Below are 16,156 nucleotides of genomic sequence, written 5' to 3'. Positions count from 1 at the left end.
GGCCAGGGCAACTACGCGGCCGCGAACGTCTTCCTCGACGCCCTCGCCGCCCACCGCCACGCCGCCGGCCTGCCCGCCACCTCCATGGCCTACGGCCTCTGGGACGTCGGCGCCGGCCTCGGCCGCGACCTCGCCGACGTCGACCGGGCACGGATGGCCTCCCAGGGCGTCCCCGTCCTCGACCACGCGACCGGCCTCGCCCTCTTCGCCACCGCCCTGCGCAGCGAGCGCGCCGCCGTCGTTCCGATCCGGGTCGACGCCGCCGCCCTGCGCGCCCGCACCGACGAGGTCCCCGCACTCCTGCGCGCCCTCGCCGCGCCGCGCCGGCGGGCCGAGCTGCCCGCGAGCGGCCGCGCGACCGGGACCGGCCTGGCCGGGCGCCTCGCCGCACTGGGCGCGAGCGAGGGCCGGCGCCTGGCGCTTGAGCTCGTGCGGACCGAGGTCGCCGCCGTGCTCGGCCACGCCTCCGCCGAGGCGATCGCGCCCGAGCGCGCGTTCCAGGAGCTCGGCTTCGACTCCCTCGCCGCGACCGACCTGCGCAACCGCCTCAACAAGCGCACCGGCCTGCGTCTGCCCGCCACCCTCGCCTTCGACTTCCCCAACGCGCGGGCCGTCGCGGAGCACCTCCTCGACCTGGCCGGCCCGGGCACGGAGGCGACCCCGACGACCGGCACCGCGGCCCGCCCGCTCACCTCCGACGAGCCGATCGCGATCGTCGGCATGGCCTGCCGCTACCCCGGCGGCGCGACCACGCCCGAGGAGCTGTGGCGGCTGCTGGCGGACGGCGTCGACACCGTCACCGGACTGCCGACCGACCGCGGCTGGGACATCGAACACCTCTACGACCCCGAGCCCGGCAAGGAGGGTCACAGCTACACCCGCCACGGCAGCTTCCTGCACGACGCCGGCGACTTCGACCCCGGCTTCTTCGGGATCTCGCCGCGCGAGGCCCTCTACATGGACCCGCAGCAGCGGCTCCTCCTGGAGACCTCGTGGGAGGCGCTGGAGCGGGCGGGCATCGACCCGCTGTCCCTGCGCGGCAGCCGGACCGGCGTCTTCGCGGGCGTCATGTACCACGACTACGCCCTCAACACGAACCCCTCCGGCACCAGCGGCGGCAGCGTCGTCTCGGGCCGGGTGTCCTACACGCTGGGCCTGGAGGGCCCGGCGGTGACCGTCGACACGGCCTGCTCCTCCTCGCTCGTCGCCCTGCACCTGGCGGTCCAGGCGCTGCGCACCGGCGAGTGCTCGCTGGCCCTCGCGGGCGGCGCGACGGTGATGTCGACGCCGGGCATGTTCATCGAGTTCTCGCGGCAGCGGGGCCTCTCGGCGGACGGCCGGTGCAAGGCGTTCGCCGGCGCGGCGGACGGCGTCGGCTGGTCCGAGGGCGTCGGGGTGCTGCTCGTCGAGCGGCTGTCCGACGCGGAGCGCAACGGCCACCGGGTGCTCGCGGTGATCCGCGGTACGGCCGTCAACCAGGACGGCGCGAGCAACGGCTTCTCGGCGCCGAACGGTCCGTCCCAGCAGCGGGTGATCCGCCAGGCGCTGGCGAGCGCCGGTCTGTCGGCGGCGGACGTCGACGCCGTCGAGGCGCACGGCACCGGCACCACGCTGGGCGATCCGATCGAGGCGCAGGCGGTCCTCGCCACCTACGGGCAGGACCGCGGACTCCCGCTGCTGCTCGGCTCGATCAAGTCGAACATCGGGCACGCGCAGGCGGCGGCCGGTGTGGCCGGCGTGATCAAGATGGTGCTGGCGATGCAGCACGGCGTGCTGCCGAAGTCGCTGCACATCGACCGGCCCTCGCCGCACGTCGAGTGGTCGCAGGGCGCGGTCGAGCTGCTGGCCGAGGCCCGGGACTGGCCGGCCACCGGCCGTCCGCGCCGGGCGGGCGTCTCCGCCTTCGGGATCAGCGGGACCAACGCGCACGTGATCGTCGAGCAGGGCCCCGAGCCGGTGGTCGAACCGTCCACCGGTGGGCGGGAGTCGGGCACGCTGCCGTGGCTGCTCGCCGCGGCGACGCCGGAGGCCCTGCGGGCGCAGGCCGAGCGGCTCGCGACCTTCGTCGGCGCGCGGCCGGAGCTCGCCGCACTGGACGTCGCCCACTCGCTCGTCGCGACCCGGCCCGCGCTGGAGCACCGCGCGGTGCTGCTCGGCGCGGACCGGGAGGAACTGCTGGCCGGGCTGGTGGAGCTGAGCCGGGGCGAACTCGCCCCGGGCGCGGCCACCTCGTCCGCCCGGGCGGGTGGGGCGACGGCGTTCCTGTTCTCCGGTCAGGGCTCGCAACGGCTGGGCATGGGACGGGAGTTGTACCACCGCTTCCCGGTGTTCGCCGAGGCCTTCGACGAGGTCTGCGCGGAGCTGGATCCGGCCTTGCGCGACGTGGTGTGGGGGTCGGATGCGGAGCTGCTGAACCGGACGGAGTACGCCCAGGCCGGGCTGTTCGCCGTCGAGGTGGCGCTGTACCGTCTCGTCGAATCGCTGGGCGTCCGCGCCGAGTTCGTGGCGGGGCACTCGATCGGCGAGGTCGCTGCGGCGCATGTGGCCGGGGTGTTCGGCCTGGCCGACGCCTGCGCCCTGGTGACCGCGCGTGGCCGTCTGATGCAGGCGCTGCCGTCCGGTGGCGCGATGCTCGCCGTGCAGGCGACGGAGGACGAAGTCCTGCCGTTGCTGGGCGACGTGGTGTCGATCGCCGCCGCCAACGGCCCGCGTTCGATCGTCGTCTCGGGAGCGGAGGACGCCGTCGCGGAGATCGAGGAGCACTTCGCCGACCGCCGGACCACGCGCCTGCGCGTGTCCCACGCCTTCCACTCCCCGTTGATGGACCCGATGCTGGAGGACTTCCGCGAAGTCCTCAACGGGCTGACGTACAGTGCTCCTTCGCTCCCGGTGGTGTCCAACCTGACCGGCACCCTGGCTGAGGACCTCACGACCCCCGACTACTGGGTGCGCCACGTCCGCGAGGCCGTCCGCTTCGCCGACGGCGTCCGAACGCTGGAAGCCGCGGGTGTCCGCCGCTACCTCGAACTCGGCCCCGACGCCGTCCTGTCCGGACTGGTGCAGGGCGTCCTGGACGACCCGACCGCCGTGGGCACGTGCGTCGTGCCCGCCCTGCGCGCGGACCGGGACGAGGAGGCGAGTCTGGTCGGCGTGCTCGGCCGGCTGCACGCGACCGGGGCGGAGGTGGACTGGTCCGTCCTCTTCGCCGGCACCGGCGCCCGCACGGTGGAACTGCCCACCTACGCGTTCCAGCACCGCCGGTTCTGGCTCGACGCGACGACCCCGCTCGGCGACCTGGGCGCGGTCGGCGTGGGCGCCTTCGCGCACCCGCTGCTGGGTGCGGCCGTCGACCTGTCCCACACGGACGGGTTCCTCCTCACGGGCCGGGTGTCGCTGGACTCGCACGCGTGGCTGGCCGACCACCGGGTCCTGGACACCGTCCTGGTCCCGGGTGCGGCGCTGGTCGAGCTCGCACTGCGGGCCGCGGCCGAGGTCGGGTACGAGGTGGTGGAGGAACTGACGCTCGCCGCACCGCTGGTGCTGCCCGAGCGCGGCGCCGTCCAGCTGCACGTGCGGGTCGGTGGCCCGGACGCCTCGGAACGGCGCGCGGTCACCATCCGCTCCCGCCTGGACGGGGATCCGGACGCCGGGTGGGTCCAGCACGCGGCCGGTTCGCTGGCCGTCGGCGGAGGCGTCGAGGCGGAGGCGTTCGACGTCTGGCCGCCGGCCGGCGCCGAGTCGCTGCCGGTGGAGGGCGCGTACGAGCGGATGGCGGAGGCCGGGTTCGGCTACGGCCCGGTGTTCCAGGGGCTGCGGGCGGCCTGGCGGCGCGGCGACGAGCTGTTCGCCGAGGTCGCGCTGCCGGAGGGGGTGGCGGCCGACGGCTTCCGCGTCCACCCGGCGCTGCTCGACGCCGCCATGCACGCCGCGATCCTGGCCGGTGGCGGCGAGCGCGAGACCATGATCCCGTTCGCGTGGACCGGCGTGACCCTGTCCGCCGTCGGCGCCTCGGCGGTGCGGGTGCGGATCGTCCGGCTCGGCGACGGCGGCGGGCTGCGGCTCGACCTCGCCGACCCGGCGGGCGGCCCGGTGCTGGCCGTGGCCTCGATGGTGGGCCGGGCGGTGTCGGCGGAGCAGTTGGGCTCGGTCGACCCGCTCTACGGGATCGAGTGGGCGGAGTTGTCCGGTCCGGCCGGCTCCGAGAGCTCTTGGGCACTGTGGGAGGACGTCTCGCAGTCCTCGGAGCCGGTGCCCGGCGTGGTCGTCCTCGACTGCGGTGGCTTCATGGGCCCCGAGGACGTCCCGAGCGGTGTCCGTGTGAACGTCCACGCCGTGCTGGAGGTCCTCCAGGCGTGGCTGGTGGAGGAGCGGTTCGCGGCGTCGCGTCTGGTGGTGGTGACGCGGGGTGCGGTGGCCGTGCGTGAAGGTGAGCCGGTGGATCTGGCGCAGGCTCCGGTGTGGGGTCTGGTCCGGGCGGCGCAGGCGGAGAATCCTGGCCGCTTCGTCCTGCTGGACACGGACGGGGAGGTGATCGTCACCGCTGAGCCGGAGTCGGCCGTGCGTGGCGGGGCTGTCTGCGTCCCGCGTCTGAGCCGGCTGCCGCAGCCGGAAGGTCCGCTGCCGATCAGCTCGGATGACACGGTGCTGATCACCGGTGGTACGGGTGGTCTGGGGGCTGTCGTGGCCCGGTACCTGGTCGCCGAGTGCGGCGTGCGCAGTCTGGTGCTGACGAGTCGTCGTGGTCTGGAGGCGCCGGGCGCGGTCGAGCTGGTGGCGGAGCTGTCCGCCCTGGGTGCTGTCGCGGACGTGCGTGCTTGTGACATGGCGGACCGCGCGGCCGTGGCCGCGCTGATCGACGCGATCCCGGGCCTGTCGGCTGTGATCCACGCCGCCGGTGTCGGTGACAACGGCTTGGTCGGCGCGCTCACCCCGGACCGGATGGATGCCGTTCTGGCCCCGAAGGCCGACGGCGCCTGGTACCTGCACGAGCTGACCAGTCACCTCGACCTGACCGCGTTCGTGCTCTTCTCCTCCGCGGGCGGCCTGGTGCTGACCGCGGGCCAGGGCAACTACGCGGCCGCGAACGTCTTCCTCGACGCCCTCGCCGCCCACCGCCACGCCGCCGGCCTGCCCGCCACCTCCATGGCCTACGGCATGTGGGACGTCGGCGCCGGCCTCGGCGAGCAGCTCCTGGAGCTCAACCGCAACCGCATGGCCGCCCAGGGCGTCCCGCCGCTCACCCGGGAAGCCGGTCTGGCGCTGTTCGCCGCCGGTCTGCGCAGCGAGCGCGCCACCGTCGTCCCGATCCGGGTCGACGCCGCCGCCCTGCGCGCCCGCACCGACGAGGTCCCCGCACTCCTGCGCGCCCTCGTCCCGGCCGCCCGCCGCACGGCGGCGCACGCCCTGGCACCGGCAGCCCCGGCGGACGGCCTCGCGGCCCGGCTCGCCGGGCTGACGGAGGCGGAGCAGCGGCGGACCGTCCTCGACCTCGTCCGGGCCCGGGTGGCCGGGCTGCTCGGCCACGAGTCGGGCGACGCGATCGAGCCGGACCGTGCCTTCCAGGAGCTCGGCTTCGACTCCCTCGCCGCGACCGACCTGCGCAACCAGCTCAACACCCTCACCGGCCTGCGCCTGCCCGCCACGCTCGCCTTCGACCACCCGAACGCCGAGGCCGTCACGGAGCTCATCGTCACCGAGCTGGGCGTGCGGACCGCCGCCGCGAGCGGCGAGGCGTCCCGCGCCGAGGCCGACCTGCGGGCCGCGCTGCAGTCGATCCCGACCCGCCGTCTGCGCGACGCGGGCCTGGTCGACGCCCTGCTCGACCTGACCGACGACCGGATCCGTGCCGCAGGCGCCGCGATGGACGCCGCGACGGACGACCCCGGGGCGCCGGCCGAGGTCCGCCACGACCCGATCGCGATCGTCGGCATGGCCTGCCGCTACCCGGGCGGGGTGACCACGCCCGAGGAGCTCTGGCAGCTGGTGACGTCCGGCGCGGACGCCATCGCGCCGTTCCCCGCCGACCGCGGCTGGGACCTCTCGACGCTGCGCACCGAGGACAGCGGGGGCACCGGGGACTCGCCCTACACCCACGCGGGCGGATTCCTCGACGGCGTTGCCGAGTTCGACCCCGGCTTCTTCGGAATCTCCCCGCGCGAGGCCCTCGCCATGGACCCGCAGCAGCGGCTCACGCTGGAGCTGTCCTGGGAGGCCCTGGAGCGGGCCGGCATCGACCCGAGCGGCCTTCGCGGCACCCGCACCGGTGTCTTCACCGGCGTGATGTACCACGACTACCCGGGCAGCGACGGCAACGGCAGCGTCGTGGCCGGCCGCGTCTCGTACAAGCTCGGCCTGGAGGGCCCGGCCGTCGCCGTCGACACCGCCTGCTCCTCCTCCCTGGTCGCCCTGCACCTGGCCGCCCAGGCGCTGCGCCAGGGCGACTGCTCGCTCGCGATCACCGGCGGCGTGACGGTCATGGCCACGCCGGGCGTGTTCGCCGAGTTCGGCCGCCAGGGCGCACTCGCCCCCGACGGGCGGTGCAAGTCGTTCGCTTCCGCCGCCGACGGCACGGGCTTCGCCGAGGGCGCGGGCTTCCTGGTCGTCGAGCGGCTGTCGGACGCCCTGCGCAACGGGCACCCGGTGCTGGCGCTCGTGCGCGGCAGTGCCGTCAACCAGGACGGCGCGTCGAACGGCCTGACGGCGCCGAACGGGCCGTCGCAGCAGCGGGTGATCCGCCAGGCGCTCGCCAACGCCCGCCTCGGCGCCGACCAGGTCGACGTGGTCGAGGCGCACGGCACGGGCACGACGCTGGGCGACCCGATCGAGGCCCAGGCGCTCCTCGCGACGTACGGGCAGGACCGGGAACAGCCGCTGCTGCTGGGTTCGATCAAGTCGAACATCGGGCACACCCAGGCCGCGGCCGGTGTCGCCGGCGTGATCAAGATGGTGCTCGCGATGCACAACGGCGAGCTGCCGTCGACGCTGCACGTCGACGAACCGAGCGTGAACGTGGACTGGTCGGAGGGGGCCGTCCGGCTCCTGACCGAGCCCCGGCCGTGGGCCCCGTGCGACCGTCCGCGCCGCGCGGGCGTCTCCTCCTTCGGGATCAGCGGCACCAACGCCCACGTGATCATCGAGGAGGCCCCGGCAGTGGCGCCGTCCACGGAGGTGCCGGAGGTCGAACCGGGGGTCGTGCCGTGGCTGCTGTCCGCCGCGACCCCGGAGGCGCTGCGCGCGCAGGCCGAGCGGCTCATCGCGGCCGTGGACGACGCCCGCCCGGCGGACGTCGCGTACTCGCTCGCGACGACCCGCGCCGCGCTCGAACACCGCGCGGCCGTGGTCGGCGACGGGACCGGGCAACTCCTGGCCGGCCTCCGGGCGGTGGCGGACGGCGAAGCGCCGACCGGCGTCGCCACGAGCGGCCGGGCGGCCTTCCTCTTCTCGGGGCAGGGGTCGCAGCGGCTGGGGATGGGGCGGGAGTTGTACGACCGCTTCCCGGTGTTCGCCCGGGCCTTCGACGAGGTGTGCGAGGCGCTGGAGATTCCCGTTCGGGATGTGGTGTGGGGGTCGGACGAGGAGCTGCTGAACCGGACGGAGTATGCGCAGGCGGGGCTGTTCGCGGTCGAGGTGGCGCTGTACCGTCTCATCGAATCGCTGGGCGTCCGAGCCGAGTTCGTGGCGGGGCACTCGATCGGTGAGGTGGCTGCGGCGTACGTGGCGGGGGTGTTCTCGCTGGCTGACGCGTGTGCGCTGGTGAGTGCTCGTGGCCGTCTGATGCAGGCGCTGCCCTCGGGTGGTGCGATGCTGGCGGTGCAAGCGACGGAGGACGAAGTCCTGCCGTTGCTGGGTGAGTTCGTGTCGATCGCCGCCGTCAACGGCCCGACCTCCGTCGTCGTTTCCGGCACGGAGGAGGCTGTCGCGGAGATCGAGGCGCACTTCGCCGATCGCAAGACGACGCGGCTGCGGGTCTCGCACGCGTTCCACTCGCCGCTGATGGACCCGATGCTGGCGGACTTCCGTTCCGTTCTCGACGGGCTGAGCTACAGCGTTCCGTCGATCCCGGTGATCTCCAACCTGACCGGCGGACTGGCCGAAGACCTCCAGGAGCCCGAGTACTGGGTGCGCCATGTCCGCGAGGCCGTCCGTTTCGCCGACGGCATCCGGACCCTCCACGAGGCCGGCGTCCGCCGCTACCTCGAACTCGGCCCCGACGCCGTCCTCACCGCCCTCACCGCGGGCGCGCTGCCCGACGGCGAGGCCGAAGCCGTCCCGGCGCTGCGCCGCGGTCGCGACGAGGAGCGGACCGTCGTCGAGGCGCTGGCGCGCCTGCACGTGCTCGGCGTCCCGGTGGACTGGTCCGCCTTCCACGCCGGGACGGGCGCCCGCCGGGTCGCCCTGCCGACGTACGCGTTCCAGCACCGCCGCTTCTGGACGGACGCCCCGGCGTTCTTCCCGACGGCCGAGTCCGCCGGGCTCCGCGATGCCGACCACCCGCTGCTCACCGGCTCGCTCGAACTGGCCGGGACCGCCGGGCTGGTGTTCACCGGCCGGCTGTCGGCCCGGTCGCACGGGTGGCTCGCGGACCACGTCGTCATGGGTTCCGTCCTGGTGCCGGGCACGGCACTGGTCGAACTGGCCGTGCGGGCCGGGGACGAGGCCGGCTGCGACCTGGTCGAGGAACTGACCATGGCCGCGCCGCTGGTCCTGCCCGAGGACGGCTCCGTCCGGATCCAGGTGCGCCTGGCCGAGCCGGACGACTCCGGGCGCCGCGCGGTCGGCATCCACTCCACGGCGGACACCGGCCCGGAGCCGGTCTGGACGCTGCACGCGAGCGGTGTGCTGGGCTCGGGCGCGGTGCCGGTGGCGTTCGACGCGTCGGTGTGGCCGCCGGCCGGTGCCGAGGCGGTCGACGCGGCCGGACTGTACGAGGGCCTCGCGGAGGCCGGGTTCGAGTACGGCGCCGCGTTCCGGGGCCTCCGGGCCGCCTGGCGGCGCGGGGACGAGCTCTTCGCGGAGGTCGCCCTGCCCGAGGGCACCGACGGCAGCGGCTTCGGCCTGCACCCCGCCCTGTTCGACGCCTGCCTCCACGGCTTCGCCCTGGCGGGGTCCGGCGAGGGCGGCGGCGTGCCGTTCGTGTGGGAGGACGTGGCGCTGCACGCGACCGGTGCTTCGGCGGTGCGGGTGCGGCTGACGCGGTCGGCGTCCGGTGCCCTGGCGCTCGCCGTGGCCGACGCCGACGGCAGGCCGGTGGCCTCGGTCGGCGCGCTGACGGTGCGCCCGATCGCCGCCGAGCAGCTCGCGACCGGGACGCGGGTGGGTCGGGACTCGCTGTTCCGGGTGGACTGGGTGCCTGTGAAGGCGGGCGCTGCTCCGGTGTTCGTGGCGGTCGGGTCGTTGGCGGAGGTGCCGGAGGATGTGCCGCCGGTGGTCGTGATCGAGGCGGCTGCCGGTGAGGTGCACGCGCGGACGGCGCGGGTGCTGGAGCTGGTGCAGGGCTGGCTGGCGGAGGAGCGTTTCGCGGGCTCGCGTCTGGTGTTCGTGACGCGTGGTGTGGTGGCGGGTGAGGACCTGCCGGGCGCAGCGCTGTGGGGTCTGGTGCGGTCGGCGGTGTCGGAGGAGCCGGGCCGGTTCGGTCTGGTGGATCTGGCGGGGGACGAGGTGCTTCTGCCGGACGCTCTGGGCGTGGACGAGCCGCAGCTTCTGGTCCGTGACGGTGAGGTCCTGGCTGCGCGCCTGGTGCGTACGGAAGCAGCGGCCGAAACGGCGGTGGCGTGGCCGAGTGAGGGCACGGTCCTGATCACCGGTGGTACCGGCGGTCTCGGGAAGCTTATGGCTCGGCACTTGGCGGCCGAGCACGGCGTGCGTGACCTGCTGTTGGTGAGCCGTCGGGGTGCGGAGGCCGAGGGCGTCGAGGAGTTGCTGGCGGAGCTGGGTGCGGGGGCGAGGGTCGAGGCCTGTGACGTGGCCGACGAGGCCGCTGTCGTGGACCTGTTCGCCCGGCACGACATCCGTGCGGTCGTTCACACCGCCGGTGTGCTCGACGACGGCGTGATCGGCTCGCTCACCCCCTCGCGGCTCTCGGCTGTCCTGCGCCCGAAGGCGGACGCGGCGTGGAACCTGCACCGGGCCGCCGGGAACGTCGAGGCGTTCGTCCTGTTCTCGTCGATGGCCGGTACGTTCGGCAATGCGGGCCAGGCCGCCTACGCGGCGGGCAACGCCTACCTGGACGCCCTGGCGGTCCACCGCCGCGCCCTCGGCCTGCCGGCCGTCTCGCTCGCCTGGGGCCCGTGGTCGGACGTGGCCGGCATGACCGGCACGCTCACCGACGCCGAGCGGGAGCGGATGACCCGCGCCGGCGTGCCGCCGCTCGACCCGGAGCACGGGCTGGCGCTGTTCGACGCGGTCGCCACCGGCGCCGAGCCGGCCGTCCTGCCCGTCCGGCTCGACCTGCCCGCCCTGCGGGACCGGGGCGACGTCCCCACCCTCCTGCGCGGCCTGGTCCGGGCCCCGGCGCGCCGGGCGGCCACGGCCCCCGCCGCGGTCGACCTGACCCGGCGGCTGTCGGGCCTGGGCGCCGACGCGCGACGCGAGGCCGTCCTGGAGCTGGTGCGCGACCAGATCGCGCTCGTGCTCGGCCACGAGGGCCGGTCGACGGTGGATCCGTCGCGGGCCTTCCAGGACCTCGGCTTCGACTCGCTGACGGCGGTCGAACTGCGCAACCGGCTGCGGACCGTGACCGGTCTCCAGCTGCCGGCCACCGTCGTGTTCGACTACCCGACCGCCCACGCGATCGCCGGCTTCCTGCTGGAGGGCCTGTTCGGCGCCTCGGAGGCGGCGGAACCGCTGCCGGCGGCCGTGCCCGTCCCGTCCGACGATCCGATCGTGCTCGTCGGGATGGCCTGCCGCTATCCGGGCGGCGTGGCGTCGCCGGAGGACCTGTGGCGGCTGGTGGCCGACGGCGTGGACGCGGTGTCGGAGTTCCCGGCCGACCGCGGCTGGGACGTCGAGACGCTGTACGACCCGGACCCGGACCACAGCGGCACGTCCTACACCCGGGCGGGCGGGTTCCTGCGGGAGGCGGCGGCGTTCGACGCGGCGTTCTTCGGGATGAGCCCGCGCGAGGCGCTGGCGACGGACGCGCAGCAGCGTCTGCTGCTGGAAACCTCCTGGGAGGCGTTCGAGCGGGCGGGCATCGACCCGGTGTCCCTGCGCGGCAGCCGGACGGGCGTCTTCGCGGGCGTCATGTACGCCGACTACGCGAACCTGCTCGGCGGCGGTGAGTTCGAGGGCCACCAGGGCAGCGGCAGCGCGGGCAGCGTGGCCTCGGGCCGGGTGTCCTACACCCTCGGCCTGGAGGGCCCGGCGGTGACGGTCGACACGGCCTGCTCGTCGTCCCTCGTCGCGATGCACCTGGCCGCGCAGGCCCTGCGCAGCGGCGAGTGCACGCTTGCCCTGGCCGGCGGCGTGACGGTGATGTCCACCCCGGCGACGTTCGTCGAGTTCTCCCGGCAGCGCGGCCTCGCCGCCGACGGCCGCAGCAAGGCCTTCGCCGAGGCGGCGGACGGCGTGGGCTGGGGCGAGGGCATCGGCATGGTGGTGCTGGAGCGCCTGTCGGACGCCCGCCGCAACGGGCACCGCGTGCTCGCGGTGCTGCGGGGGAGCGCCGTCAACCAGGACGGTGCGTCGAACGGCCTCACCGCTCCCAACGGTCCGTCGCAGCAGCGCGTGATCCGGCAGGCGCTGGCGAGCGCCGGGCTGTCGACCGCCGACGTCGACGCCGTCGAGGCGCACGGCACGGGCACGACACTCGGTGACCCGATCGAGGCCCAGGCGCTGCTGGCCACCTACGGTCAGGACCGCGAAGTCCCGCTGCTGCTCGGCTCGATCAAGTCGAACATCGGCCACTCCCAGGCCGCGGCCGGCGTCGCCGGCGTGATCAAGATGGTGCTCGCGATGCAGAACGGCGTGCTCCCGCAATCCCTGCACATCGACCGGCCCTCCACCCACGTCGACTGGACGGCCGGCGCCGTCGAACTGCTCACCGAGCGCACCGACTGGCCGGCCACCGGCCACCCGCGCCGGGCGGGCGTGTCGTCCTTCGGGATCAGCGGCACCAACGCCCACGTGATTCTGGAACTGCCCGAGTCGGCGGAGCAGGACAAGGGGGCAGCACCCGGTCTCGTGCCGTGGGTGGTGTCCGCCAAGTCGGAGGCGGCGCTGGACGCACAGCTCGCACGGCTCACGGATGCCGAGGAACTGCCTTCGGCGGATGTGGCGTTCACGCTGGCCGGGCGGTCGGCGCTGCCGCACCGCACGGTGCTCGTCGACGGCGTGGAGGTGGCCCGGGGGGTCGCGGGCGACGGCAAGAGCGCGTTCCTGTTCTCTGGACAGGGCTCGCAACGGCTGGGCATGGGGCGGGAGTTGTACGAGCGCTTCCCGGTGTTCGCCCGGGCCTTCGACGAGGTGTGCGAGGCGCTGGAGATTCCCGTTCGGGATGTGGTGTGGGGGTCGGATGAGGAGCTGCTGAACCGGACGGAGTATGCCCAGGCGGGGCTGTTCGCCGTCGAGGTGGCGCTCTACCGGCTCGTCGAATCCCTCGGCCTGCGGGCCGAGTTCTTGGCCGGGCACTCGATCGGCGAGGTGGCCGCGGCGCATGTGGCCGGGGTGTTCGGCCTGGCCGATGCCTGCGCCCTGGTGACCGCGCGTGGCCGTCTGATGCAGGCGCTGCCGTCCGGTGGCGCGATGCTGGCCGTACAGGCGACGGAGGACGAAGTCCTGCCACTGCTGGGTGACGTGGTGTCGATCGCCGCCGTCAACGGCCCGCGCTCGATCGTCGTCTCGGGAGCGGAGGGCGCCGTCGCGGCAATCGAGGAGCACTTCGCCGACCGCCGGACCACGCGCCTGCGCGTGTCCCACGCCTTCCACTCGCCGCTGATGGACCCGATGCTGGAGGACTTCCGCGAAGCCCTCAACGGGCTGACGTACAACGCTCCTTCGATCCCGGTCGTGTCCAACCTGACCGGCGGACTGGCCGAAGGCCTCCAGGAGCCCGAGTACTGGGTGCGCCACGTCCGCGAGGCCGTCCGTTTCGCCGACGGCATCCGGACCCTCCACGAGGCCGGCGTCCGCCGCTACCTCGAACTCGGCCCCGACGCCGTCCTTACCGCCCTCACGGCAGGCGCGTTGCCCGAGGACGCCGACACCGTGGCCACCCCCGCGCTCCGCAAGGACCGCCCCGAGGAGGCGAACCTCGTCCAGGCCCTCGCGAGCCTGCACGTCCACGGCGCGAAGGTCGAGTGGCGCGCGCTGCTCGCCGGAGCCGGCCGCCACCTCGCCGAACTCCCGACCTACCCGTTCGAGCACCGCGACTACTGGCCGAGCGGCCTGCCCGCCGGCCGCGGCGCCGAGTCCGCCGGGCTCAGGAACGCCGAACACCCGCTGCTCACCGGCTCGCTGGAGCTGGCGGACAGCGACGGCCTCCTGTTCACCGGTCGCCTGTCGGCGCGGTCCCACCCGTGGGCGGCGGACCACGTCGTCATGGGCTCGGTCCTGGTGCCGGGCACGGCCCTGGTCGAGCTGGCCGTGCGCGCCGGTGACGAGGTCGGGTGCGACGTCGTCGAGGAACTGACGCTCGCCGCGCCGCTGGTCCTCCCGGGGACGGGAGCCGTTCAGCTCCAGGTGGCCGTCGGCGCGCCCGACGACGCGGGCCGCCGGTCCGTGAGCGTGCACTCGCGGCCCGGCTCGGGCGGCCTGCACCCGTGGACCCTGCACGCCAGCGGCGTGCTCGGGACGGGCGCGGCACCGGCGGCGTTCGACACCTCGGTGTGGCCGCCGGCCGACGCCGAGCAGGTCGACCTGACCGGCCTCTACGACGGCCTGGCGGAGGCCGGGTTCGGGTACGGCCCGGCGTTCCAGGGCCTCCGGACGGTCTGGCGCCGGGGTGACGAGCTCTTCGCGGACGTCGCCCTGCCCGAGGGCGTCGAGGGCGGCGCCTACGGCCTGCACCCGGCCCTGTTCGACGCCTGCCTGCACACGCTCGCCGTGGGCGCCGGTCTTGGGCAGAGTGGTGCCGGGCAAGGCGGCGCCGGGGTGCCGTTCGCGTGGGAGGAGGTCGCGCTGCACGCCTCCGGGGCGTCCGTGCTCCGGGTCCGGCTGACGCCGTCGGCGTCCGGCGGGCTGGCGCTCGCCGCGGCCGACACGGAAGGCCGGCCGGTGGCGTCGGTCGGCTCGCTCACCGTCCGGCCGATCGCCGCCGAACAGCTCGGCGCGGCAGCCCGCCCGGCGGGCCACGACGCGCTGTTCCGCCTCGACTGGGTGCCGGTGCAGATGCCCGCCGACGCGGACGTGGCGTTCGTAGCCGTCGAGCCGACCGCGCAGGCGCTGACCGAACTCGCCGCGACGTCCGACGTGCCGCCGGTGGTCCTGGCCGAACTCCCCTCCGGCGGCGCCGAGTCGGTGCACCTCACGGTGACCGCCGTCCTGGAGCTGGTCCAGACGTGGCTCGCGCAGGACGCGTTCGCCGCCTCGCGGCTGGTGTTCGTCACGCGGGGCGCGGTGTCCGGCACCGACCTCGCCGGTGCGGCGGCCTGGGGCCTCGTCCGCTCGGCGGCCTCGGAGGAGCCCGGCCGGTTCGGCCTGCTCGACCTGGCCACCGCCGAGACGCGGCTCCTGTCCGCCGCCCTCGCCGTCGACGAACCGCAACTCCTGCTGCGCGACCGAGAATTGTCCGCGGCCCGCCTCGCACCGGCGGAGCTCGCGGCCGAGGCCCCGAGCTGGCCCACCGAGGGCGCGGTGTTGATCACCGGTGGCACCGGCGGCCTGGGCCGCCTGGTGGCCCGGCACCTGGTCGCCGAGCACGGCGTGCGCAGCCTGCTCCTCGTCAGCCGCAGCGGCGCCGCGGCCGACGGCGTGGCCGAACTGGTCGCCGAACTGGCCGACCTCGGCGCCGAGACGGCCGTCGAGGCCTGCGACGTCGCCGACGGGCCCGCCGTCACCGGCCTGTTCGCCCGCCACGACGTCCGCGCGGTGGTGCACACCGCCGGCGTCCTGGACGACGGGACGATCGGCTCGCTCACGCCCGAGCGCATCGGCGCCGTCCTGCGCCCGAAGGCGGACGCCGCGTGGAACCTCCACCGGGCCGCCGAGGGCGTCGAGGCCTTCGTCCTGTTCTCCTCGGCGGCGGGAACGCTCGGCAACCCCGGCCAGGGCAACTACGCGGCCGCCAACGCGTTCCTGGACGCCCTCGCCCGCCACCGCCACTCCCTCGGCCTGCCCGCCGTCTCCCTGGCGTGGGGCCCGTGGACCGGAACCGGCGGCATGACCGGCACCCTCACCGAGGCCGAGGCCGAACGACTGGCCCGGGCCGGCATGCCGCCGCTCACGCCGGACCTCGGCCTCGCCCTGTTCGACGCGACCACGGCCGGCACGGCACCCGCCGTCCTGCCGCTGCGCCTCGACCCGGCCGCCCTGAGCCGGCGCGGCGAGGTTCCGCCGCTCCTGCGGGGCCTGGTACGGGTGCCGGTGCGGCGCGGCGCGGCCGCGGGCGCGGACGGCGGGACGGGCGGCGGCGCCGAGTTCGTGCGGCGGCTGTCCGAACTGCCGGGCGCCGAACGGCGCGAGGCGCTGCTGGAGGCGGTCCGCCGCCAGGTGGCCGCGGTCCTCGGCCACACCGACGCCTCCGGGGTGGACCCGCAGCGGGCCTTCCAGGACCTCGGCCTCGACTCCCTGACGGCGGTCGAACTGCGCAACCGCCTGGGCGCGTTGGTGGCCCTGCGGCTGCCTGCCACCCTGGTCTTCGACCACCCGACGGTGGCGGAACTGGCCGACCACCTCTTCGACCGCCTCGGCCTGCGGCCCGAACCCACCGAGGGCCCGGCCGCCCTGCTGGCCGAACTCGACCGCCTGGAGCAGGCGTTCGGCACGACGGAGGTCGACGTCTCCGACGACGAGCTGTTCGCCCAGGTCACCGCCCGCCTGGAGGTCCTGCGCACGAAGTGGCTCGCCTCCCGTACCGCCGCTTCCGAAGCCGACGCCTTCGACTTCGACTCGGCGTCGGACGACGAGATGTTCGACCTCCTGGACAACGAACTGGGCCTCTCCGACTGACCCCGGCCCGCCCGCACCCACCCCCGCGACGTCGCGGGTGGGTGCGGTCCGC

1 protein-coding gene is annotated in these 16,156 nt (G+C 75.1%); it reads left to right on the top strand.

All coding sequences use genetic code 11. The features are described 5' to 3' along the window. On the top strand, positions 1–16,104 hold a 16,104-nt coding region (locus tag ACFXDE_RS06735; protein ID WP_380491533.1), incomplete at its 5' end, for an SDR family NAD(P)-dependent oxidoreductase. Positions 16,105–16,156: the final 52 nt, after the last annotated feature.

Source organism: Kitasatospora sp. NPDC059408 (assembly GCF_042751525.1).
Lineage (GTDB): Bacteria > Actinomycetota > Actinomycetes > Streptomycetales > Streptomycetaceae > Kitasatospora.
This window is presented reverse-complemented; position numbering and strand designations above follow the sequence as displayed.